Origin of the sequence: Vibrio coralliilyticus ATCC BAA-450, assembly GCF_000176135.1 — a bacterium.
GTDB classification, from domain to species: domain Bacteria; phylum Pseudomonadota; class Gammaproteobacteria; order Enterobacterales; family Vibrionaceae; genus Vibrio; species Vibrio coralliilyticus.
Genome location: NZ_ACZN01000016.1, coordinates 646,062 through 668,904 on the forward strand (window position 1 = coordinate 646,062; position 22,843 = coordinate 668,904).

Consider the following 22,843-nt stretch of genomic DNA (forward strand, 5'->3'; position numbering starts at 1 on the left):
GGAGAGACACAATGGCAATGGTACAAGGCAAGTCATTAAAATACCGTGTTTGGGCTACTCACATCGCAATGTGGGCGTTCCTAGCACTGATTATCTTCCCGCTGTTGATGATCATCGCGATTTCTTTCCGTGAAGGTAACTTCGCAACGGGGAGCATTATTCCAGAAAACCCATCTTTAGAGCACTGGAAGCTGGCATTAGGCTTTTCCGTAACTAATGCGGATGGTTCAGTTACTCCACCGCCATTCCCTGTTCTAACATGGTTGTGGAACTCGGTAAAAGTCGCTGGGATTAGCTCGATTCTTATCGTGACACTTTCTACAACCTCGGCATACGCGTTTGCACGTATGAGGTTCAAAGGTAAGAACACCATCCTTAAGGCAATGATGATCTTTCAGATGTTCCCAGCTGTACTAGCATTGGTGGCGATTTATGCTCTATTTGACAAGCTAGGCCAGTATATTCCATTCCTAGGTCTGAATACTCATGGCGGTTTGATCTTCTCTTACCTCGGCGGTATCGCGCTTCATGTGTGGACGATTAAGGGATACTTCGAGACGATTGATAATTCGCTAGAAGAAGCGGCAGCATTGGATGGAGCAACACCTTGGCAGGCGTTCCGATTGGTTCTACTTCCTTTGTCGGTGCCAATTCTTGCAGTAGTGTTTATCTTGTCATTCATTATGGTGGTCGGTGAAGTTCCGGTGGCATCTTTGCTACTTTCTGATGTAAACTCATATACATTAGCGGTTGGTATGCAGCAGTATCTTTACCCCCAAAACTATCTATGGGGTGATTTCGCGGCAGCAGCAGTATTATCTGCACTACCAATTACCATCGTATTCTTACTTGCGCAGCGCTGGTTGGTCGGAGGATTAACCGCCGGTGGTGTGAAAGGCTAATAAGAACGATAAGGGCGACCGTGAGGTCGCCCATTTTGTTTCTCGACTTAACACTTTTGGTTTGGCCGCCGATCAGTTAAGAAGAGGGCAAAACTGGCGTTACGCATAGCTGGCTGTTAGCTTAGATTCCTTACTATTTCACTACTAACAGTTTTTGTAACCAAAACCCGAGTTTAATCGGGTTTTTTTATGTCTTTTCACTACGTATTCATTCTGCAACAGTCTTACTTATCTTTTAATTTCAATGAAATGTAGATACTTACAGAAATAGTATGTCACTGGTTCTTGAGGGGAGAATGGGGCCCATTCTCTGCTGGATTACATACAGAAATGAAAGAAAAGTGACCTTTATTTTGAGTTGTGAATAAAAAAAGTAGAAAATTTACGAAAATATTCTGCGTGTTTTATTGATAAGCAAAGCTCTATTATCAGTTCTGTTTCGAAACCCAATGATAGGGAAAACATTGGCTACATAGGGAAGTGTCAATCTGAAAGTTCAATAAGATAGGCAGTAGATACAATGTTAAAAAAATCAATTTTAGTGATCGCACTTGCGGGAATATGTTCGGTTGCAAACGCAAACCCTTATCTTGGTGTGGCAGTAGGTCAAGCTAAGTTTAAAGACACTTACTCTTCTTACAACACCACTTTATTTGGAAACGGCTCATACAAGTTAGACTTGGAAGATGATGACAGCACGGCAGCGAAGCTATTTGTTGGTTATCAGTTCAATGATTATTTCGCGATAGAAGGCTCACTTGGTGGTTATGATGCTATCGATGGCTCTTATGTGTCTATTGGTGATATGACGTTTTTGGCAACACAAGCTAAAGGCATTCTGCCAATTGGTGATCGATTCAATCTATTTGTTAAAGGGGGGATCGCATACTTCGGTGCTGAGTTCAAAACGAGTTATGCTACAGTTTCTGATGAGGCTATCACAGGAATGTATGGTGCAGGTGCTGAGTTTGCAATCTCTAAAAATATCAAGCTGAGTGCTGAGTTTGATTATATTAGACCTGAGCTTGAGGTAGTTAAAATTGGTAACGAAACCTTGAGTGTAGAGTCAGATATTACCACTCTGTCACTAGGCTTAAGTTATCACTTCTAGCCATGAAACGAAGGAGCTCTATTTTTAGAGCTCCTTATGTCTTCTTAAACAGGGGCGATGAATTTTGGAGTATTCGTGAACGATGTGAATATAAGATACCTTGAGTTGCTACTTAAAAAGTACCAGCTTAATCAGGTTTACTCAGTTGGTCTTGGTGAACTTGAGACTGTGCTTTGTACCTCAAGACGCAATGTTTCAACCGTAATGGGTAAGTTAGCGAATATTGGCTGGGTGTATTGGCAGCCTGCAGTAGGGCGTGGCAAGAGCAGTAAACTTAAGGTAAAAAAATCTCTCCAACAAGTTCTCTCCATTATTTTTCTTTATGAACTCGAACAAGCGCAGTCTAAAGTCATTACGAAATTGCTTGAAAGTTATGGATTAGTTGCGATTCGAGCACTCAGTGTCGCTGCTGAAGAGTTTAACGAGAGAAACGAGCAAGTTAACTCAGTATTTATTTCCTCCTATCCTTGGGTCAATACCATTGACCCCGCCCAAACTTATCGCGCCTCAGAGTTGCAAGTCATTAAAAGTGTTTACGATGTTTTGATAAGACAAGACCAAGACGGCAGCCTACTGCCTGGGTTAGCCCATCATTGGGAACAGAATGACAATGTGATCAGTTTGTGGCTTAGACCACTGATTTACCGGCATGATGGTGAGTTGCTTGCAATAGAGGATGTGGTTTGGAGCTTGGAGCGCCTACGCGATTACTCTGGCCCGGTTCGAGATCTGGTGAGTGGTATTGAAACAATAGATATTACTGCCTCCGACAAAGTCGAGATTACACTGAACTTTCCCAATAAATTATTTATTTACGCTTTGGCAATGCCCTACGCGTCTATTATTTGTCGAGATCAGCTATGTTTCGGTAATGGTTATACCTGCCATGTCGGAACCGGACCGTATAAGGTTGATAGATGGAATGAAGAAAGCCTTTCTCTCAAAGCTCACAATGATTATTACGCTGCACGGGCTTTGATAGAAAAGGTGACGCTGTCTCACAACACAGAGATAATTGAAAATGCGCTTAGCTTTAATCAGGAAGTGGGCGAAGTTGAAGTAGAATCAATCAATGCCTTCTCTTATCTCACCTATCATGAGCGTGCCGACAGTGAGCTAAACCCAGCTACTTGGGATGTGTTAGCTAACTACATTGCCCAAAGTAAATACGATTATGATGAAGATAACGCTGTTGAGGGGGTAGACCTCCAACAATTATCGGAAAATATGTTGCCGGTTGAGCCTCCAAAACTTGAAGGTCGAGTGGTGATTGCAGAGCCTATTTGGACCATTCCCAGTTTAATTCGTAATGCAAAATGGTTACATAGACTGATCCGTTCAACGGGACTAGAACTTGACGTCCATATTGTCGAAGACATTAGTCACCCTGAGGCAGCCACTGCACATGCTGATCTTATGTTGATTGAAGAGATAGTCGAGGCGCCTCTTGAATACGGCCTGTTTGAGTGGCTATCCATCTCGACGGGGCTACGTTTCGCGTTAAATGAGCGGGGCATGGAAACTCATCAACAGAGAATTCGTCAAGCAGTGAGTGCACACGTGCCTCTTGTCGAGTTACAGAAAATAGAGCAAGAGCTATATGAGAGTAAACGTTGTGTGGCGCTTTTTTGTGGGAAAGAGGAAGTAACGAAAGTGCAGCAAGTTCGTGGTGTGCAAATTAGGCCAACGGGGTATAGCGATTTTTACAAACTCTGGATTTCTAAATAGTCAGTGTCGTTTGGGTTAAAATTCGCGATTAGAAGGCGCACATCCTAAATACTGAAGTAGCACGTAAATACTTTCTTGAGAAAGCGCAACTCGACGAAACAGGTCAGCAAAGGTATCGTCACCACCAAAGCAGGTTTGAATATAATGGTTGATTTCCGAATCGGCGTAGCCTTCAACATACATAGTGCGTACCCATTGGTATTCAACAGCCTTTGGGTTGGCTAAGGTGGTTTCGCTAAGTGTTGTATGGCTAAGGTTCACGCCAGTTCCTTCATTCTACTTAATCGATTGCGGATTTAATCAAACCAAGATGAAGGAAAAATGACAGATGTGTTGCGATGATATTAATCTGACATAAAAAAGCGAAAAAAGAGGCCTTTAAGCCTCTTTTTTTGATAGGAATGTTATTTCAGATACTTTACATGCGCTTCCATTTCTTCACCGATTTGTTTACGCATGTTCATTAAACGAATCGCTGAATCTCTTAATTCAATATCGTCTTTGGTTTCTGGAATCCACTCAGGGACAGGTGAAGGTTTGCCTTCTCCGTCTACCGCAACCATGATGACAATACAATGCGTTGTCAGGCGATTTTTCAGCTCTTTTGGATCACTGGCTTGGACGTCAATAGCAATATGCATTGAGGTTTTGCCTGTGTAAATGACTTTGGCGCTGACTTCAACTAAATTACCGACGTGTATTGGAGCAACAAAGCGGATACCACCTGCATATGCCGTAATACAGTACTTACCACTCCATGCCGCTGCGTTGGCATAGGCTGCCAAATCGATCCATTTCATGACGGCGCCGCCATGAACTTTACCACCAAAGTTGACATCTCCGGGTTCAGCTAGAAATCTTAGTGTTATATCGCGTTGACCATTACTCATCTGTCAATCCTTTGTTTTTATGTGTTTGTTAAACTTATTAACAAACACTTCAATAAACTGCAATCAATAATTCCAGCTTAGTCGAAAAAACGCAGGAGCCCCAGAAATGGAGTGGCGCTCATCATGCCCTGATAATTCAGGGCATGATGAAGAGTGGTTAGATTCGAGATGACATGACGGAATCCATGATCTGCATACTTTCGTCAAAGTAAGGGTTGTACGTCAGGCGAGCATGAATCTTACCGGGTTCGGTGTAACCCCAAGCGGAATACCAGACTTGTTCACCTTGAGCACATTTTGCTGCGTCGGTTTCTTCCTGACCGTTGGAGCAAATTATATTCGTTCCATTGATGCCGTAATTGGGGTTATTTGGCGAAAAGAGCAGTCCCATATGAGAGCCGTTAGAAATTCTCTGTTCAGGCAGGTTCATTGAGAATCGGGTTGAACGTGGCTCCGTGAGATCGTGCTCCCCTTGCCAGACAATACGACTGTTTGGGTTCTTCATTTTTTGCGTAAAGGTATCAATTGAAAACTGAGTGTTGATGACACTGTCCGCTTCGCTCATGAGCATAAACACGGGCTTGTCGTAATTGGCTGTCGCGAGTTTATCTCTTACTTGTGCTGATGTTTGATAGTAAACAGCTGCCGCACTCATTGGTAATGAGTTGTAGCGCAGTGGATTGTCTTCTGGATCCTGATCGGCCCATGTAATGAAGTAGCTCGCGAGCTCGGCAAACTTGACTGTCGTTGACCCTGGCTCAAAGGCGGGTGAAAACAATAATACGCCATTGATATCTTCATCAGACAATGCTTCAGAAGTGACAAGGTTCGCGCCCGTAGAGTAACCGCCAACCCAAATAGAATCGGTGTCTTGCTTTAGTAAGCCAATATGATGGTGAACGACTCCTTGCCAGTCTTCTAAACTAGGTAGCAGCAGGTCGCCAGCTTTACTACCATGACCGGGCAGCAAGACTGTTCTCACCAAGTAACCTTGCTCAGCTAGATGTGTGGCGATATCTGTAAAAGAGTATGGAGAGTCGCCCAAACCGTGTACCAGAAGCACACCTTGTCCGTTTGGCTCAGAAGGCACATACTCTCGTGGTAAAACTTGTGCTAGCTCTTGCTGCTGATTTCCCGTTAGAAACAAGCGATTTTCCGTCAGCCAAGTTTTGGTGTCAGCGATGTATTCCTGAAAGCTACTCTGCTGATATTCAGGTAAAGTGTCAGCTTTGTCATAAGCTGGATCTTTAGAAGGCGTGCTGCAGCCCACAAGGCCTGCCGTGACGGCTGCAGCAAAGTAAAATGCCAGCGCGGTTTTTTTACGCATGATGTATTCCAGCTTTTCCTTTTTACTTTGACACTTCTTCATACTCTCCCTCCAACACAGATCCTTTCGATGGCTGGTTGTTAAATGTTGATGCGTTTTTCTTAATCGCTTTTTCGATCTTCTTACCTGTAATCAGAGCCGCGATGGTTAAGGGAATTGCTAGGATCAGGCCAAAAATGATGGTAAAGAAGCCAATAAACAGCGCCAATGCGCTCGAAATCACTCTATTCATAATTTACACCTCTCTTTTATCCTCAATATTAAACAAATCGAAATGAATGAAAGATGAATAAATTCGTCAGCAACAAAAAAGCCGCTTTCATCAAGAAAACGGCAAGTACGGGGGTATATCTTTATAATTGTGTTGTGGAGTTTTGCCCCTGAATCTTTCAGGGGCGATATTCGATTACTTACTAGGGTAAGTCTTATAACGTACACCCATCATTTGTTCCATACAGTGAACAACCTGACAGCTGTAACCAAACTCGTTGTCATACCAAATGTACAATACACAGCGGCTGTCTTGAGCAATCGTTGCAGCACCATCTACTACGCCAGCATGGCGAGAACCAACAAGGTCACTGGAAACGATTTCTGTCGAGTCTGTGTAGTCAATTTGCGCAGACAGTTTAGAAGTTAGCGCCATCTCACGAAGATACTCGTTCAGCTCTTCTTTGTCGGTGCCTTTTTCTAGGTTCAGGTTAGCAACCGCCATCGAAACATTAGGAGTAGGGACGCGAATAGCATTACCAGTCAGCTTACCAGCAAGTTCTGGTAGCGCCTTAGCGACTGCCTTCGCTGCACCTGTTTCGGTCAAAACCATATTGAGTGATGCACTTCGGCCACGACGCTCGCCTGAATGGAAGTTGTCAATCAGGTTCTGGTCGTTAGTGAACGAGTGAACAGTCTCAATGTGGCCTGATAGTACACCATACTTGTCGTTGATGGCTTTAAGTACTGGCGTGATTGCGTTAGTGGTACAGCTTGCCGCAGAGATGATGGTATCTTCCGCTTGGATAACTTCTTCGTTAACGCCAAACACAACGTTCTTAATATCGCCTTTACCTGGTGCCGTAAGTAGCACTTTTTCAGCGCCGTTACAGGCTACATGTTGGCCTAGGCCCTCAGCGTCGCGCCAAACACCTGTGTTGTCGACAACCAAAGCGTTGTTGATACCGTAAGTGGTGTAGTCAATTTCTTCAGGCTTGTTAGCGTAAATGAACTGAATGTAGTTACCATTTGCAATGATTGCTTTACGCTCTTCATCGACAATGATGCTGCCGTTGAACTGGCCATGAACTGAATCACGACGAAGTAGGCTAGCACGCTTTTCAAGATCGCCTTTCTTACCACCACGAACAACAACTGCACGTAAACGTAGCGGATAGCCAGGGCCACTTTTCTCAACCAATAGGCGAGTAAGTAGACGGCCGATACGGCCAAAGCCATATAGAACAACATCACGAGGCTCAGTAACGGTCTCTCCGTTCATCGCGCCCATTAGAGAAGAATGTAGGAAGTCTTTGACACCGTGCTCATCATCGCGACCTTGCCAGAATTGATGAGCCAGTTGGCCTACATCAATACGACATGGTGACAGTTCCATTTCTGATAGTGCTTTAATCAGAGGAAGCGTTTGATCTGCAGATAGTGGAGTTCCTGTATAGCGACGAGCAAGACGGTGCGTCTTGATAATATCGATGGTCGCTGCATTCACCAGAGTTTTACCGAACAGTAGAACTTCGACGCCTTTTTCGCGATAAAGTTGACCTAGTAGGGGAGAGATAGTTTCCGCAATCGTTTGGCTCGTTTGCCAGTCAAGGAGGTGTTTCTCTGGACTCATTGTTTGTTTGGACCTTTCACGTTTTGGGGACTGACTCTACTTCACTGTGTAGGGGGAGTGAGCAGAGATAAAAAGTGTTTTAATTATGTAATTTTTATGCGGCAGGATTGTAATGCCTAACATCTTATTCTGCTAGAAAAAATAATTGCAGAGTAATTGGCTGGTTTTGTTACGATTTAGTCATGGTTTATTGTCGGTATGACCTATTGACTTTTGCAGGGTATGTTACTTATTTTTCGATAAAAAATACTCAACACACAAAAAGTATGCAAATCATAGTGTAAGAACTAAATGTATGTTGATCTGTAGCACGTAAACTACTTAAAAGGTAAACGACAAACCTATAGACACCAAGTCGACCTTAGAAGCAAACGATTCACTTGTGTTTTGTGGCAAGGTGAACTGGCCGCTGATCACGTTTTTTCGACCTTGTATTTGTTGCCACTCAAATGAGGCGTTGAATTGAGGTGTAAAATCGTATCTGACCCCGAGTAAGTAGCTATTACTCTCCTTGGTTCTTCTTGATTGCCCATATTGTATGTAAGGCGTAAACATATCGATTCGATAGTCTATACCCGCATACCAGTTAGCGCGTATATCTTCAGAAAGCACTGCCTCTGTTTGGAGATGCCAATTACCAATCGTATGGCTTGCCCCAAAGCTGACTAAGTGGAGGTTAAAGCATACGTCTGGTTGGTTAGCAAAAATCTGTCGTGCCTCAACATCGGTATAAGAGACATGGAGCTGGCTGTCTTCTATATAGATATCTGCACTGAAGCCATATGCATTTTTCACGTCTAAGGTGAAAGAGCGTCCATAAAGTTCGTAATTCTCCTCGTTATCCAGAGCGTAGAAGGGGGTAAGGCTGAGTTGAAATTGCTCAAACAACTCGAAGTTAAACTCCGCAGATGCACCTTCAAAATGGGTGATACCTAGATTGCCCCCATAGACATCTATGGGCAATCGTAACCATGGATAGGCGCTGGAGACGTAGTAGTACTCAGACATAATAAACATCGGTGACCTCAATCGTCCGACTTTATAGCGGTGCCCTGAGTCTGAATACTCGATAAAGGCTCTCTCTAGAATTGGGGATGAGAAAGTGTCCTGAGGTCGCTTGAGCACTTGTAATACTGAGCGCAGCTCATTACTAATCTGCCAATCCAACTGCAGACCGAAAGTGGTATCACAATCGAAACACCAGTCATCGGCTATATCGCGGCCATAGAACACAGGCGTATTATTATCGCTTTTGGCAGCAGCAACGGTACCAAAGCCGCTTAGATTCAGCTCGTTAGCCAGTTGAGTTTGAGCGGTAACAGGGCAGCTAGCCAGTGCGATTATTAAAAATGATTTTTGTCGTAGCTCCATAATCCTAGCCTTTATTACAGAGTGTAAAGAGGACATTAGCTTGTTCTGGAATCATATCGACTGGAACATAGGCTATGCCATTGGGATGCTTGCTCAGCCATAAGGTAATATTTTTCATTGAAGTGTGAGCGATTTCGTTGGGGGCTGGTGTTTTGCCTGAAAAGCTTTGGCGTGCCCAAATAGCGTTCATCTGGGCTGGGCTTTTATTCAATAACGAGTAGTAAAAATCTTGGCGTTGGGTGGAGTTTTTAGGGAGATCCATCAGCCTAATAGGTTGACCGCCAATACTTGAAGTACGGCCTCGATAGAGCATTTTAACTTGATTAGAGCGCAATACGTTTATCTCTGGGTTCAGGGTGACGATGGCAAAATTACATGCCAGAGACTGAAAACAGAAAAGTAGTAATGTTAATGCTGTCAAATGCTTAAGCAAATATATCCCTTGTCGCTCGAAAAAATCACCTTAATTTTACTCTTGTTAATAAGAAGCGAATTTAATATGAACTAATATTATAGGCCTAGTGGTTCAAAAAATGATTCGAAGGAACGAGTCTCAATGCTCCTCACTAACATATCAATAAAAAGTCGGTTGTTGATTTTATGCCTTATTCCTACATTAGTTATTATTTTGTTCACCGCCAATACGGTAGTGCATATTCAGGACAGGCTTCACAGCTACGCGGTTATCAATGAAAAAAATCAGACACTAAGGCATTTGTCTGCCTTTTCTCGTTACGTCTACGAAGCGCTTGCACTCCGCATTGAAGGGCAAAGCGCAGCCATTGCGCTTGGGATGGCGCAGCAATCGTTGAATTCAATAACGAGCGTGACGCACGCTGAAGAACACGTTAGTGGCAGTATGAGCCAGTCGGATCACACTTTAAGCTACATTGAGGAACTCAACGAACTCCTACCTGAGCTCGCCACAGTCAGCTCTCACGGAAGCTTAGAGCTAGGTCGGCTGATTTATGCGGTTTTGTATGATCTGTACAGTGACGTTCAGTCCATTGAAAGCCATAGCACCGAGCTAAAAGTGCATAAACTCGATCTTGTATTGAGTGACCTCAGCTGGCTGTACTTTTGGATGGAGCAAGAAGCATGGTTGGCCCAGGAAATCAAAGGTATTCGCCTTTCTTATGCGGAGTATGCCACCGAGTATTTCAAGATCAGCGAAAGGCAGCAATTTTACCTCGATAAGTTCATCAATTTGGGGGCAGATTCTGACCAGATAAACACGCTACTTAACATTTTCGCGAGTCGCGATTTCCAGCGTGGTAGTTATTACAAACAGCACATGTTGCTTAATGAGGGGAGCCGTGGACGCCTTGGGGATTTTGCACTTGCGATCGAGCAACGTAATGCCCTGGTAGAAAAACAACTTGGCCTGTTTTCATCAAAATTGCACGAAGAACTGCTGAGCAGTATTCAGCGCAGTGAAAACACGCTTCTCGTCATCGCTATTGGCGGTTTCATTGTGTTCTCCGTGATGTTTTTTTGGGGGACGAGTACGCTTTATCGTATTAATTCCAAGCTGGCAAAAATTCTGGCTGTAATGGGCAGCATGCGTAATAGCGGCAGTACTGAATTAGTGTCTGTGGATGGCAAGGATGAGTTCTCTAAGTTTGCTCAAAACATCAACTATCTCATTCAGGCTCAGAAAGACCATGAACGGGATCTAGTCGTCGCCAAGGAAAATGCAGAGGCTGCCAACCAAGCAAAAAGCGTATTTTTGGCTAACATGTCTCATGAGATCAGAACTCCGCTCAATGGCATTATGGGCATGACCGAGATCCTATCGGATAGTCGTCTTAATTCCTCGCAAAAAGATATTCTCAGTGACATTGATGTTTCTTCTCACGCGCTATTAGTACTTATCAATGACATTCTCGACCTGTCGAAAATCGAATCTGGCAACCTGACGTTATCTCCCAGTCATGCGGATGTTCGCGAAGCGGTTTTTGAAGCGATGAACATGGTCAGTACTAAAGCTCTTAAACAGCAAGTTGAACTCAGAGCAACGTTGTCCCCAGACATTCCGGATAGTTTGTACATTGACGAGTTTCGTTTTAAACAGATCTTGATGAACCTGCTTAGTAACGCAGTGAAGTTTACCCAAGATGGCTCGGTGTCCGTGGTAGTCAAGCTCATGAATGAAGGTGAGAAGGCCTATTTGCACTGCAGTGTGGTGGACACTGGAGTGGGAATAAACGAAGAGAAATTGGAAGAGATCTTTGAGCCATTTACCCAAGAAGATGGCAGCATTACCCGTCGTTATGGAGGCACTGGCTTGGGGTTAGCGATTTGTCGTCAAATTGCTGAATTAATGGGAGGCAGTATTACGGCGAGCTCTACGCCCGGTCTAGGTAGCCGCTTTAGCTTCGTCATACCTGCGCAATCTGTTGTTGAAACGAGTAAGGACAAAGCAAAGGGAAAAGCTTTGTTTATTGTAAATGACAGCAAATATGAGTCGTTGATAAAGAGTGAAGCGGAGCGCTTTGGTTTAGCAGTGACAGCTGCTGAGAGCACTAATGAAGTGACGATGCTTGATGAACAGTTTGATTTGATTTTCTATTGTTACCATCCACATCACAGCTCGCGCCGCGATTTAGCGTCTCTTAGAGCTCGTTTTAATTTCTCAGAGATCATCGGTTTGCAGCATCACTTATATATGTTGCCGGATGCAGAAGCGCTTGTATCATCTAATCTGACTTTACCCTTCTTGGGAAGCCGATTTGAAGCAGCCATCATCAAGGCTCTCAATTCTATCCAGATCAATACCAGTTACTCTGATAATGAACGCCCCCAGCCTTACCCAATAAATGAAAGCCGTTGTGTGCTGATTGTCGAAGATAACTTGATGAATCAGAAGATTGCTAGCTTCTTTCTCAGCAAAGTTGGAATGAATTACCAGATTGCCAGTAACGGCGCAGAAGCGGTGAATATGTTTCAGTCGGGGCGATTGTATACGGCAATCCTGATGGACTGCATGATGCCAGTTATGGATGGGTTGACAGCAACGCGTAGCATCAGAAAATGGGAAACAGAACAAGGGCGAGACAGAACGCCTATTATCGCTTTAACGGCGAGCGTCCTGCCTGAAGAGATTGATAGTTGCTTTGAAGCGGGTATGGACGCCTATTTACCTAAACCGTACAAGTCCCAGCAACTGTTTGACACGTTTGAACGTTTACACGTTGTCTTGTAAATCTTCTAGCGGTAGCCAGTTTACCTTAACGCCTGCTTGAAGGAACATATCTTGGCTGATTTTAATTTTCTCCCCCCAACGAGACAAGAAGTCTTCGGTCTGCTCAGGACAGTGCACTGCTGAAATACCTGTCTGGATAATTTTGGCTGCGCAGTTAGGGCAAGGGAAATGCGTGACCCAAATTTCACATCCGTCTAAATCACGCTTAGCAAAAAGAATAGCGTTTTCTTCTGCATGAAGTGTCTTGAGATACTTCATCTCTCTCTCATCGGTCATCGCACTATCGGAGATTCCATGTGGGTAGCCGTTGAACCCAACTGAAACGATACGGTTTTGCTTCGTGATGACAGCGCCAACCTGAGTCGAAGGGTCCTTACTCCAAGAGCCCACAAGGACAGCCATCTGATAAAAGCGTTGTGCCCATTTAGAAATCATTCAGTCATTCCTCTAGGAAAGAAAACCCTGCTTAGGGAGATAAACAAACGTAATGTGATAGAGATCAGGTAATAATATCCTAATTTCGGCTGAGTTAGTCCAGTAAAATTCAGTACCTTAGCGATTTCAGAAAATGATAGCGCGCTACAAATGTGATTTACATCTCAATTTTTTGCTGACAAGGTGTTCCGATAGAGGAGTAAACGACCATGACTCTTGTGCGAGATCTCTTACAAATACGTAAGTTTAATGATGGTAAAATGCTAGGAAACAGTCATTTATTGATATTAAGGTGTTGATATTATTTGATTATTTTAGTTTTTCACATTCGGGCCGATATCATATTAGACGAAATCGACCATTGTGAAAAAGCGCTACTGACTTAATCTTAAGTTGTCAGCAGGAAGCAGACACGGAACAGGAAAGACCCAAGGATAGGTCATCTTCAGGACGAAGATTCGATTATTCAGGACGAATGGTCGGCATGGAAAGCAAAGGACATTGGCTGGACGCTAGTAACTAGGATGGTTACATCAAGGAAAGTTAATGGACGCTTAAAGGAATAAGGCAATTTCTATCAGGACGATAGATTCAGGACACCGCTTAAGGATAAAGCGATGAGAGTTAGCGAGGATAGCTAACGGGCTGGATTGCCGAGGACACCGCTAGGAAGGCGATGATAAGGAAAGTGCTGAAGGAATCAGCGTACTATCAAGGAATAGATGCAGGGAGCACCTATTAGTAGCCGGATTGCTGCGAGTAAGAATAAGCCCCACTAGGCGAAAGTTTAGTGGGGTTTTCTTTTACGAATTGTTACAAATAGCGCTATTGTGAATTACCTTGGCGAGTGGTCTACTGACGATCCCTAAGCAATAAAGGTAATAAACTTAAATGGACGACCCCTTTAGTCGACTGAACACACTTCTGGCTTCTTCATCCGAGGAGGCAACCCTATGTTAGAACTTTTCATGCAACCCGAAACTTGGGTTATCTTCGCAACACTTTTCGCACTGGAAATAGTACTTGGTGTCGATAATGTTGTGTTTATATCTGTGCTTTGCGAACGCCTACCCGCTCATCAGAGAAAACTAGCCCGTAACTTGGGTATTTCGTTGGCTGTTATTGCTCGAATTGTCCTAGTCTTCTCGATTTCATGGGTAATGTCGCTCACACAGTCTGTATTGGAAATCATGTCATCGAGCTTTACTGGGCGTGACTTGATAATGATCGCAGGTGGCGCCTTTTTATTGCTGAAAAGTCTCAAGGAGCTTTGGGCCTGGCTAGCGCACCAAGAAGCGGGACATTCAACTCATGTACGAACTGGGCTGGCTGTGGTTTTGCTACAGATAGTGGCTGTGGACGCCGTTTTCTCGATGGATTCTGTGATTACTGCGGTTGGATTGACGAGTGAAGTGCCCATTATGGTTGCTGCCATTCTCTCTTCAGCGGTGGTTATGGTTCTAACCGCGGAAAAGATTAATAACCTAGTGAGCCGTTACCCTGGATTTAAAACCTTAGCCCTGCTGTTTTTAGTGCTACTTGGTGGATTGTTGATGGCAGAAGGTTTCGCTATCCACATCAACAAAGGGTACGTCTATTTTGCGATGGCATTTGGCTTAGTTCTTGAACTGTGTCATATCCGAATAGAGAAAAAGAATGCTATCCAAATAAATCGAATTCGACCATTTAAGTTGAAAGTCGGCACGACAACGTTGTAAATGAAAAAGGGAAGCTCAAGCTTCCCTTTTTTGATTCTAACTAGCGTTATCGCTGAAAAGTGATGCGCTCTTCACTGTCAAGGTGAATAGAGGTTACTGCCGGTTGAGTTTGTGCAATCACCTTACCATGGCGTATTGAGTAACGGACAGGCACTTGGCGTCGCACTGCATCAAATCCATTTTCGGCAGGCAGGATCAGCAAACTGCCAGGTTTACCTTCTTCTAACCCATACTTGTCTTGGATATTCAGCGTACGTGCTGAATTTGTGCTGATGAGATCCAATGAATTGTTGATTTGGTCGTAGCCCATCACCTGACAAACATGTAAGCCCATATGGAGCACTTGAAGCATATTTGCTGTCCCTAGGGGATACCATGGGTCAAATACGTCATCATGTCCAAAACACACATTGATGTTGGATTTGAGCATTTCTTTGACTCTAGTGACGCCACGGCGTTTCGGATAATCATCGAAGCGGCCCTGTAGGTGGATGTTGACCAGTGGGTTGGCAACAAAGTTAATACCCGACATTCTCAACAAGCGGAAAAGTCTCGACGCATAAGCGCCGTTGTAGGACCCCATCGCTGTTGTGTGACTGGCCGTAACCTTATCTCCCATCTCATATTTATGGGCCAGAGCGGCTAAGGTCTCGACAAAGCGAGATTGTTCGTCGTCAATTTCATCACAGTGCACATCAATCAAGCGGTCATACTTTCTTGCCAACTCGAATACATAGTGGAGAGACTCAACCCCATACTCGCGAGTGAACTCAAAATGAGGAATCGCCCCGATCACATCGGCGCCGATCTTCACGGCTTCTTCAAGCAGTTCTTTGCCATTTGGGTAGGAGAGGATGCCTTCCTGAGGGAAAGCGACGATTTGGATATCTACCCACTCTTTCATCTCTTCACGCACTTCAACCATCGCTTTCAAAGCGACAAGTGTCGGGTCCGATACGTCAACGTGAGTACGAACGTGTTGAACACCGTTGGCAATTTGCCATTTCAGAGTCTGCTTTGCACGAGCTTTAACGTCTTCCGCAGACAGCATTTCTTTGCGCTCAGCCCAGCGTTCAATGCCTTCGAAAAGCGTACCGGAAATATTCCAGCTTGGTTCTCCGGCCGTTTGAGTTGTATCTAAGTGAATATGTGGCTCACAAAATGGCGCAACGGCGAGTCCACCTTCTGCATCTAAAATGTCACCAGAGTGGTTAACAGCAATGTCGTTATCTAGGATCTGTTGAAATTGACCATTTTCAATCAGGATCTGTTTCAATCCTTCTTGATTTTGTAGTTTTGCATTTTTGATCAATAACTTAGTCATTATGCGTCCTTACGCGGATTGCGCGTTGAGTGTTTTCTTGTTTAAAAGTGGGTTGAGTACGACGTAACACAACGCGCCTCCCAGTACGGCATTGATTGGTACAACTCCAGGGATAAACTTACCTGCTGCAACACCTACTGCCACTGCTACAATACTAGCCCAATTCACGTCTTTGAATTCTGTCGTAGCGAAATTTTGGTAGCGTTTTCTATTCATCAAGAAATCCGCGATGATGACGCCACCAATCGGCGGAATGGCAGTCGATAGGAACGTTAGCCATCCAACAAAGTTGTTATACAGCCACAATGCGAAGATGGTGCCCACGATACCGTTGATAATAGACATCATAGTACTTGAGCGTCCGGTGATGTTAGAAAAGCCTAACCCTGAAGCGTATAAAGCATTTTCATTGGTAGTCCAGATATTGAGCCCAAGTACGATGATTGCAGGTAGTAGTAGGCCTTGAGCAATCATGACGTCCGAAATATCTGCCATACCCGTCGCTGCTGCCCCTGCGGCACCGAAGATAAACATTAGTGAGTTACCGATAAAGAAGGCGATCATGGTGACCAGTACGGCGCCAGCTGGTTTTTTACCAAAGCGAACAAAATCTGCGGTGAGTGTACCTGCGCTGACAAATGAGCCTACGACCATTGCTAATGCGACAGAGAAATCCATAGGCGTTTCTGGTTGAATAAGCTTGAGTTGTTCAAACCCGCCCACGCTATCGACGGCCATAGATACTGAGTAGCTGCCCAGAATTGCAATTGCAGGAACAGCAATCGCTGAAAGCACCATCAGCGCTTTAATGCCAAAGTAAACCGTCGCTGTCATTAGAAGGCCGGACACAATGATCAATGTATTGGTATCAATGCCTGTCGCTTTTTGAACGGGTATGGCGAACATCGCGACACCTACACCAAACCAACCGACCTGTGTGCCACCAAGTAAAGCAGAAGGAAGCCATGAGCCTTTAGTTCCAAATGAGTATCGAGCGAGAAGGTGAGTGGAGAGGCCAGTAGAAGACCCGATGTAGCCGAGGAAAGAAGTGTAAATACCGAGGATGAGGTTGCCAATGAGGACTGCGAGAATAAAGTCATTAAATGAAAGGCCAGTACCGAGTGAGCCTCCCGTCCACATGCTTGCAGAGAAAAAGGTCAGGCCTAACATCACCATCGTGAGTGAAATGACGCCTTTTCTGGCCGTTGTTGGAACGGGTCCCAGACTGTAGTTGTTATCTTCGGACATCTATCACCTCCACAAATAGATAAAACAAACTTAAGTGAGTAAATTCTAGATAAACGGCCGCTATTATGGTGATAAATATCACGTGGTCAATCTAAATCCATAAGGGTTAACGTTTGCTTGGCTTTGTCTTGTAATTAAATTTATATAAAACAAAAAGATAGTTTAATTGTGAATTTAATAAAAAAAATATTAAAGATGATGTAATCGGTTTCTAAATGATATTTTTAGAGGGAATTCTACTAAATTTGTACAAGTTTGTTGTGAATGCATGTCTGTAAGAATTGCTTCATACGTTAGCTTCACCTAGTTTCTGTTCCAAACGTTTGTTGACGTGATTTTGAGTAATTTTGGTGTGGAAGTATCGAATAATGTCTGATTTTGAGGTGTTGGAAATGAAGAAAGCCTATAGTGGTTATTTACTACATTAAATCGTAAGAAATTTAATAGACAAGACAAAGATAAAAGAGAAAGCGTGCAATTATTGAGCGTGTCAGTGCCATGTGATGATCATTGAACTGACACATCAATGTAGCAATCAAAGTTGATGATAAGTTCGTTGGCAACAGATAGAAAAAAAGCCAATCTCAATAAGTAAGATTGGCTCAAATAAGTGTGAACAAATTCGGTTCACTAACAACGTCAGTTGGCTAGGTGACCCTCGGCTTAAGAAGGGTCACTCTAGTAAATGCAGTATATGTGCCAACTTTTATAGAGCTTAATTGCCCACTATTTCACCACTAAATGCCGTTTTGGAAGCAAACGGTTGCAATATGAAATTGCATTTTGCAAATAACCTCAACATTGCTAATGATATATCACACAATTTAAGTGTGTAATCAAACCTTATTGGTATCGGCCCTTGTTTAGATTTTTTCTCGTAACGCTTGTCATTCTTATCATTGAGAATGACGCGCTGTTTTATCTAATCCCAAAAACAGGATAGTCATACACTCTCGTATTGAGCGAGCAGGGCTCATTTCGCAAAGGTAGAATTTGTAAAATTGAATGAAAGTAAGAGTTTTGATGCATATCCAATGATAAGCTTAAAAGTGATAACAAAATCTAATGATTGGTGTAACGCTGGATGCAAATAAAAAGCTCGGGTTAACCGAGCTTTTTACAGGGGAGTGTTAAATAGAGTAGAAGTAGTAAAGCTGAGACTTCATACGAATGATGATACCTCTGATGACATCAAGGAATGCCATAAAACCAACGGGCTTTTCGCCACTAACCCAAGCTAGCCCGACAGAACCGACGGGAATGTCATAGCCCTCGGTTTCTTCTATTTTCAAACGGACGAAGTGATGTTTGTTTTGTAAGTTCTTGCCCGTCGTCGCACGCACGGAGTCATCCAGACCAAGCAAATTGCTTTGTGATTCGCCAGTAGCTTCAACTATTCCCTCAACTTGAGCAGAAAAGATCTTACCTGGGTAGACTGACGAAGAAAATTCAGCACTGTGTCCTGGTTTAACATTGCGAATCGCCTGATGATTGACTCGCATTAGGACGTATTTCTCATCTGTGTACATTTGCAGCCGAGGTAACATTGAGACACGCTGTCCCTCGCGCAAGATGAAGTTGGTAACAAAGCCATCAGCAGGTGCATGAACTTTGGTGCTGTCGAGCTCCCACTTTGCTTTTGCGAGTTTCTCTTGTGACTTTTTCCAATCAGCATGTTTAGATTTTACCGCTAATTCCGATTTCGCGATCGCGAGTTTGGCTTTTTCGGTGTCCACCTGTTTTGTTTTTAGCTTTGATTCTATGGTTGAGACGTTGTGTCGTGCCTTAGTGACTGCTGTTTCCTGCTTATCGATATCGCTCGCAGTGATGGTGTTGTTCACTACACGATTTTGCTCTCTGTAACGCTTTAACATTTTGTTTTGCAAACTGTAATCAGCTTTGGCAGCAGCAAGTTGGCTTTCTGTAGTCTCTAAATCCTGAACCATTGACTCGTACGTTGCCTGTGAGATTGAAATATCCTCAAATGCAACTTCAAGCTCCACCATCGCTGACTCTTCTTCTACTTTTGCCTGGTTATAGGTGATTTGGTATTGAGTCGGGTCGATCTCGTAAATCAGTTGGCCTTTCTTTACCTTTTGGTTGGGTTCAATGTAAATCTTGTCGACTTTACCTGTTACGTTAGGCGAATCGGGGCGTAACTGGATATGGGGGGATTGCACCACCGAACCGCCAGAAAGATCCATTGGCGTATAGTTGATCAAACCCACCCAAACAAACATCAGCCAAGAAACGCCACCTAAATAGGCGAATGACTTAGTCGCGGTATTCCAGGGCATACCCACCAGCCTTAGCAGGTAAATAAAAAGTGCCCAGACAGCTAAACCTTCTAACATTAAGCCTCCTCCTGTTTATCTTTCGTGTTGGGGGCATGACGCCAAGTGTCGCGTAGGTTCACAATGGCTTTGTCCATATCGACGAAAGCGACAATGACTGCTACAACCCAAACCCAGTGCCAGATGAAACCAATCCATGTCAACGCCGTTATCAGTCCTATTTGATGATGATCTTTGCTATGGGCTTTGTTGATTGGTAGTTCGTGAAACTTCCAGAATCCAAACAGAGCTGCACCGACAGTCGCAATCAAGACAATAGTTGCGACGACATGTAATGCGGTGTCTGCACCGGTTCCCACGAACGGGACACTTAATAAACTCATTCAAGGCTCCTTTATTAATAAGGATCTGTATTGTGTTTCGGATTTGAAAATTAGCTTAGTATGTGACAGATTGATTCATATTAAATGTCTAATTGATGTGATCTGTATATGGATAAAGTGCGCTTTATGCGTGTGTTGGGAATTCGACATATTCATCAGGAAGCGAGGTCGCGCTACCAAATTGACGATGACGAACTAGTGATTCCGGAATCTGCGTTTCGCAATCCGATGACGCTGGTCCCAATGTTTGAAGTGAATCGCTGGTTTGAAAAATTAGAGGGCGTTACAGGAAACCCTGATGTGATTCTTGATATCAACCGTGATGTTGATGTTGGACAGATCGGTGTTATTTCTCACTGGCTTCTTTCTGGTAGTGATCTCGCATCGACCATTCGACGTGTGAATTATGGATTTAGTAGTCTGCAAAGCGGAGCGTTTCTATCTGCATCCCTGAGTGGTTCACTGATCAAATGGGCGTATCGGAATCCAATGATCGAACCTGAATGTAAAGTACACGACAGTGTCCGTATGGCGATGGCACTCACCAAGATCTTACGTACTTATCTTGGTCAGGATTTTTCTCCACTCAGAGTACAACTGTCTGGTTCTCGCAAGAATACACCTAAATATGAAGCATATTTTGGCTGTGAGGTGGAATGGAGTCACTCGTCCACGGAGATATGGTTTCATTCGGAGCTGCGTTTAGCGACCAAGCAGCAAGCGAGGCTGCAGAAAGGGCGACTGGCGATGAATTTTGCTGACTTGGACGAATTGCTTAATATGCCTGACCCAGAAGATGAAGTGAAAGTGATTTATGAAATTCTAAACTACAGCCGCCATTATGGGTTGCCAACGGTAGAAAATGTTTCTAGCTTACTCGGGCTGTCAGTACAGCAATTTCAACGTCGGTTGCGTAATTTAGGAATGAACTTCACCACGGTGAGTGGTTATGTACTGAGTAACATTGCGGTAGAAATGATGCGTCATGGTATCAAGATTGATGATATTGCTCAGCGCCTTGGTTATCAGAATATCGCTAGCTTTAATCGCATGTTTAAAAAACATCGGGGTTTGACGCCAAACCAGTACGTGCAGCGTTACTACCTTTAGGCGCAGAGAACAAAAAAGCGCCGCAATGGCGCTTTCCAATCCGCTTACTCTTCAGGGCGCCAACCGAGCGCACTGGCAATCGCGCCGACCACTAAAGTGTCTCGTTCATCATCGTTCAGTGAGTCAAGCATCTGGATTGTGAGTGCGCCATTAGTTTGCACTGCAGCGACTTCTTGTGTTCCACGCTCAAAGCTGTAGCCAAGTGGTGTGTCGACTGGCACAAGTAGGCCTTCACCAGTATGAATAGTTTTCACATTAAAGTGGTTGGTGCCAATTCTTACCAAGCCTTTCTCTGTTTTATCGAAGCCGATATCCAGTACACCTGCATCTGGCTCAATTTTGTACTCACCAACGCTTTTCTCATCTGAGCTTATATCGCAGGTATAAGGATCGTTGCCACCGAACTCTACGCCCATGTAGTTGTATGAGACACCGCCACCTGTGCAGGTCAGCACCCATGTTTTTCCATCACTGTTACGAGTAACTTCTGCCGCCATTTCCCCATCTTTAAAAGACAGTTTATTGAACCACGTTGATGAAGAGGCGCTGCGAGAGTACTTACCCTTATACATACCAGCGATGTCAAAAGTACCTTCTCGACCTAACTTCCATAAATTATTGTCGGTCTTTATGTTGATCTCCGGTTGAGCTTTGACAGCGGGCGATTTATCCATGATAGCGGTGCTACCACAAGCGGTAAGGGCAAGCGCCATTGCGCTAACGAGTAGGTGTTTGTTCATATATATTTACTTCTTGTTGACGAAAAACCAGCTATTGAGGAAGTTGTTCAGTGACGCAAACGCTCTATGCGTCCAGTTAAGAGGGTTATCTGTTGCGTTTGAGTCTTGGCTAGCCACATCCCCGGTTGCGGTAAATGTAGGTTTTAGCTCTCCGGGATAGGTACCTAGACTTGGGTCAACTTTATATTCATACATCGAGCCCAGTAGAGCACCTGGGTTGAGATCCTTGCTGACCGTGTGGATCGGGTCTTCGTCCCCTTTGTCATCTGGGGCAGGGCATGTATTGGCGGCGAGCTGACCGTTTCCGTAGTTACATGGGTCGTACTCAAGCTTAGTCGCGCCAGTTTGCAACGACAAAAGGCGCTGGAACTCTTGATAGGCACTGGCGACTTCGGCGCCTTGTGTGGTTAAAGAGTCTTCATCGACATAGTAGTCGTAAAGCTGCAACATCTTTTGGTAAGAGGTGTTTTTTAGTGTTTCGTCACCACCGCCGTTATTGGTGTAAACAAGCTCAATACCGTCAATACCAGAGGAGGTGTTGACCTGTTGAGCCAAATTAAGGACGAAGGTTTCATAATCAGCACTGCCCGTTGGCTCTTTTTCTATGACGCCAATGACCAAGGTTTTTTGAGCGAATTGTTTTTGCACATCACTGTGTGCCCAGTTAGTCAGGTTGTTAATTTGGGTTTGTACCCGAGCACGCTGCGTTTCAGAGACATTTGGTCCAATGCTCAGTACATAAACGCCTTTATCGAACTGGCAAGCATTCGCGCCAGTCTGAACACTACAGTTGGTTGCTGAGCTGTAGACATTAACGGCATTGGTCGTTGTTGATGTTGGATTCGTATCATCACTGTTACAGCCAGATAGTAAAGCGACGGTGAACGTCGAGAGAAGAAGAGAGCGGCTAGGATTCATTTCATTATTTACTTATTGAATGATAACTTTGGTGAATAATAAAGAGAGTAACTAGATTGTCGAACAGGCCTACTGTGATTTGTAAGAGCATAAACACTCAGCTCATAAAAATGTGCCTTCAGAACACAGTATGTCCACGATACGAACACTAGAATGGGGCTATTAACGACATCTAATCGAATGGATAAAGCGGGTATTGTAATTAATTGTAAGTGGACTCTTACAAAATCCAGTGTGGCAGGGAGCGCAATCTCAATTTCCTTGCTTGAGCAAGTAATCGTCTAATATATAATTTG

At 44.0% G+C, this 22,843-nt stretch carries 20 protein-coding genes; 6 read left to right on the plus strand and 14 right to left on the minus strand.

What is annotated here, in order from left to right; translation table 11 throughout:
• The first annotated feature begins 11 nt into the window (after positions 1-11).
• The 3 genes from malG (at position 12) to VIC_RS14070 (ending at position 3,741) form a co-directional block, all read left to right on the plus strand.
• Entirely contained in the window at positions 12-902 is an 891-nt protein-coding gene (gene malG / locus VIC_RS14060; protein WP_006960645.1) for a maltose ABC transporter permease MalG, read from the plus strand.
• A 520-nt stretch (positions 903-1,422) separates the two neighbouring features.
• Complete coding sequence (locus VIC_RS14065; RefSeq protein WP_006960646.1) at positions 1,423-2,013, plus strand: outer membrane beta-barrel protein; 591 nt, start codon at positions 1,423-1,425, stop codon at positions 2,011-2,013.
• Positions 2,014-2,088: 75 nt separating this feature from the next.
• The gene (locus tag VIC_RS14070) at positions 2,089-3,741 is read left to right on the plus strand and encodes an ABC transporter substrate-binding protein (protein ID WP_006960647.1); all 1,653 of its coding nucleotides are present in this window, start codon (positions 2,089-2,091) and stop codon (positions 3,739-3,741) included.
• A 15-nt stretch (positions 3,742-3,756) separates the two neighbouring features.
• On the opposite strand, the gene VIC_RS14075 is transcribed toward VIC_RS14070, so the two are convergent.
• From VIC_RS14075 to VIC_RS14105, 7 genes are all read right to left on the minus strand, one after another.
• Positions 3,757-4,002: a hypothetical protein gene (locus tag VIC_RS14075; RefSeq protein ID WP_006960648.1), complete on the minus strand. Its 246-nt coding sequence runs from the start codon at positions 4,000-4,002 to the stop codon at positions 3,757-3,759.
• A 143-nt stretch (positions 4,003-4,145) separates the two neighbouring features.
• A complete protein-coding gene (locus VIC_RS14080) occupies positions 4,146-4,631 on the minus strand; it encodes an acyl-CoA thioesterase (RefSeq protein WP_006960649.1) in 486 nt (161 codons plus the stop codon).
• Positions 4,632-4,788: 157 nt separating this feature from the next.
• A complete protein-coding gene (locus tag VIC_RS14085) occupies positions 4,789-5,958 on the minus strand; it encodes an alpha/beta hydrolase (protein ID WP_039952060.1) in 1,170 nt (389 codons plus the stop codon).
• Positions 5,959-5,980: 22 nt separating this feature from the next.
• Positions 5,981-6,190, minus strand: a complete 210-nt coding sequence (locus tag VIC_RS14090) for a hypothetical protein (RefSeq protein WP_006960651.1) — start codon at positions 6,188-6,190, stop codon at positions 5,981-5,983.
• 174 nt (positions 6,191-6,364) lie between these two features.
• The gene (locus VIC_RS14095) at positions 6,365-7,801 is read right to left on the minus strand and encodes a glyceraldehyde-3-phosphate dehydrogenase (protein WP_006960652.1); all 1,437 of its coding nucleotides are present in this window, start codon (positions 7,799-7,801) and stop codon (positions 6,365-6,367) included.
• A 321-nt stretch (positions 7,802-8,122) separates the two neighbouring features.
• Complete coding sequence (locus VIC_RS14100) at positions 8,123-9,172, minus strand: porin (RefSeq protein ID WP_099608550.1); 1,050 nt, start codon at positions 9,170-9,172, stop codon at positions 8,123-8,125.
• A 4-nt stretch (positions 9,173-9,176) separates the two neighbouring features.
• Positions 9,177-9,605 carry a hypothetical protein gene (locus VIC_RS14105; RefSeq protein ID WP_039951956.1) on the minus strand — a complete coding sequence of 143 codons (429 nt, stop codon included), beginning with the start codon at positions 9,603-9,605 and terminating at the stop codon, positions 9,177-9,179.
• Positions 9,606-9,728: 123 nt separating this feature from the next.
• Here VIC_RS14105 and VIC_RS14110 point away from each other — a divergent pair, with 123 nt between their 5' ends.
• Positions 9,729-12,377: an ATP-binding protein gene (locus VIC_RS14110; protein ID WP_006960655.1), complete on the plus strand. Its 2,649-nt coding sequence runs from the start codon at positions 9,729-9,731 to the stop codon at positions 12,375-12,377.
• Here the strand turns inward: VIC_RS14110 and VIC_RS14115 are convergent.
• On the minus strand, positions 12,360-12,812 hold the full coding sequence (locus VIC_RS14115) for a dCMP deaminase family protein (protein ID WP_006960656.1): 453 nt from the start codon (positions 12,810-12,812) through the stop codon (positions 12,360-12,362). The genes VIC_RS14110 and VIC_RS14115 overlap by 18 nt on opposite strands.
• Positions 12,813-13,765: 953 nt before the next feature.
• Between VIC_RS14115 and VIC_RS14120 the strand changes: the two genes are divergently transcribed.
• Entirely contained in the window at positions 13,766-14,530 is a 765-nt protein-coding gene (locus VIC_RS14120) for a TerC family protein (protein WP_006960657.1), read from the plus strand.
• A 46-nt stretch (positions 14,531-14,576) separates the two neighbouring features.
• Here the strand turns inward: VIC_RS14120 and VIC_RS14125 are convergent, their stop codons facing one another.
• From VIC_RS14125 to VIC_RS14140, 4 genes are all read right to left on the minus strand, one after another.
• A complete protein-coding gene (locus tag VIC_RS14125) occupies positions 14,577-15,854 on the minus strand; it encodes a cytosine deaminase (RefSeq protein WP_006960658.1) in 1,278 nt (425 codons plus the stop codon).
• Positions 15,855-15,863: 9 nt separating this feature from the next.
• Positions 15,864-17,102, minus strand: a complete 1,239-nt coding sequence (gene codB / locus VIC_RS14130) for a cytosine permease (RefSeq protein WP_006960659.1) — start codon at positions 17,100-17,102, stop codon at positions 15,864-15,866.
• Between the two features lie 1,130 nt (positions 17,103-18,232).
• Positions 18,233-19,456, minus strand: coding sequence for an HlyD family secretion protein (locus VIC_RS14135; protein WP_006960660.1), 1,224 nt, complete (start codon positions 19,454-19,456; stop codon positions 18,233-18,235).
• Positions 19,456-19,779 carry a hypothetical protein gene (locus VIC_RS14140; RefSeq protein WP_006960661.1) on the minus strand — a complete coding sequence of 108 codons (324 nt, stop codon included), beginning with the start codon at positions 19,777-19,779 and terminating at the stop codon, positions 19,456-19,458. The genes VIC_RS14135 and VIC_RS14140 overlap by 1 nt, the downstream gene beginning before the upstream one ends.
• 108 nt (positions 19,780-19,887) lie before the next feature.
• Between VIC_RS14140 and VIC_RS14145 the strand changes: the two genes are divergently transcribed.
• Positions 19,888-20,889, plus strand: a complete 1,002-nt coding sequence (locus VIC_RS14145) for an AraC family transcriptional regulator (protein WP_006960662.1) — start codon at positions 19,888-19,890, stop codon at positions 20,887-20,889.
• 44 nt (positions 20,890-20,933) lie between these two features.
• Here VIC_RS14145 and VIC_RS14150 read toward each other — a convergent pair whose 3' ends face one another.
• A complete protein-coding gene (locus VIC_RS14150) occupies positions 20,934-21,629 on the minus strand; it encodes a VV20781 family protein (protein WP_006960663.1) in 696 nt (231 codons plus the stop codon).
• A gap of 6 nt (positions 21,630-21,635) precedes the next feature.
• The gene (locus tag VIC_RS14155; RefSeq protein WP_006960664.1) at positions 21,636-22,547 is read right to left on the minus strand and encodes a hypothetical protein; all 912 of its coding nucleotides are present in this window, start codon (positions 22,545-22,547) and stop codon (positions 21,636-21,638) included.
• Positions 22,548-22,843: the final 296 nt, after the last annotated feature.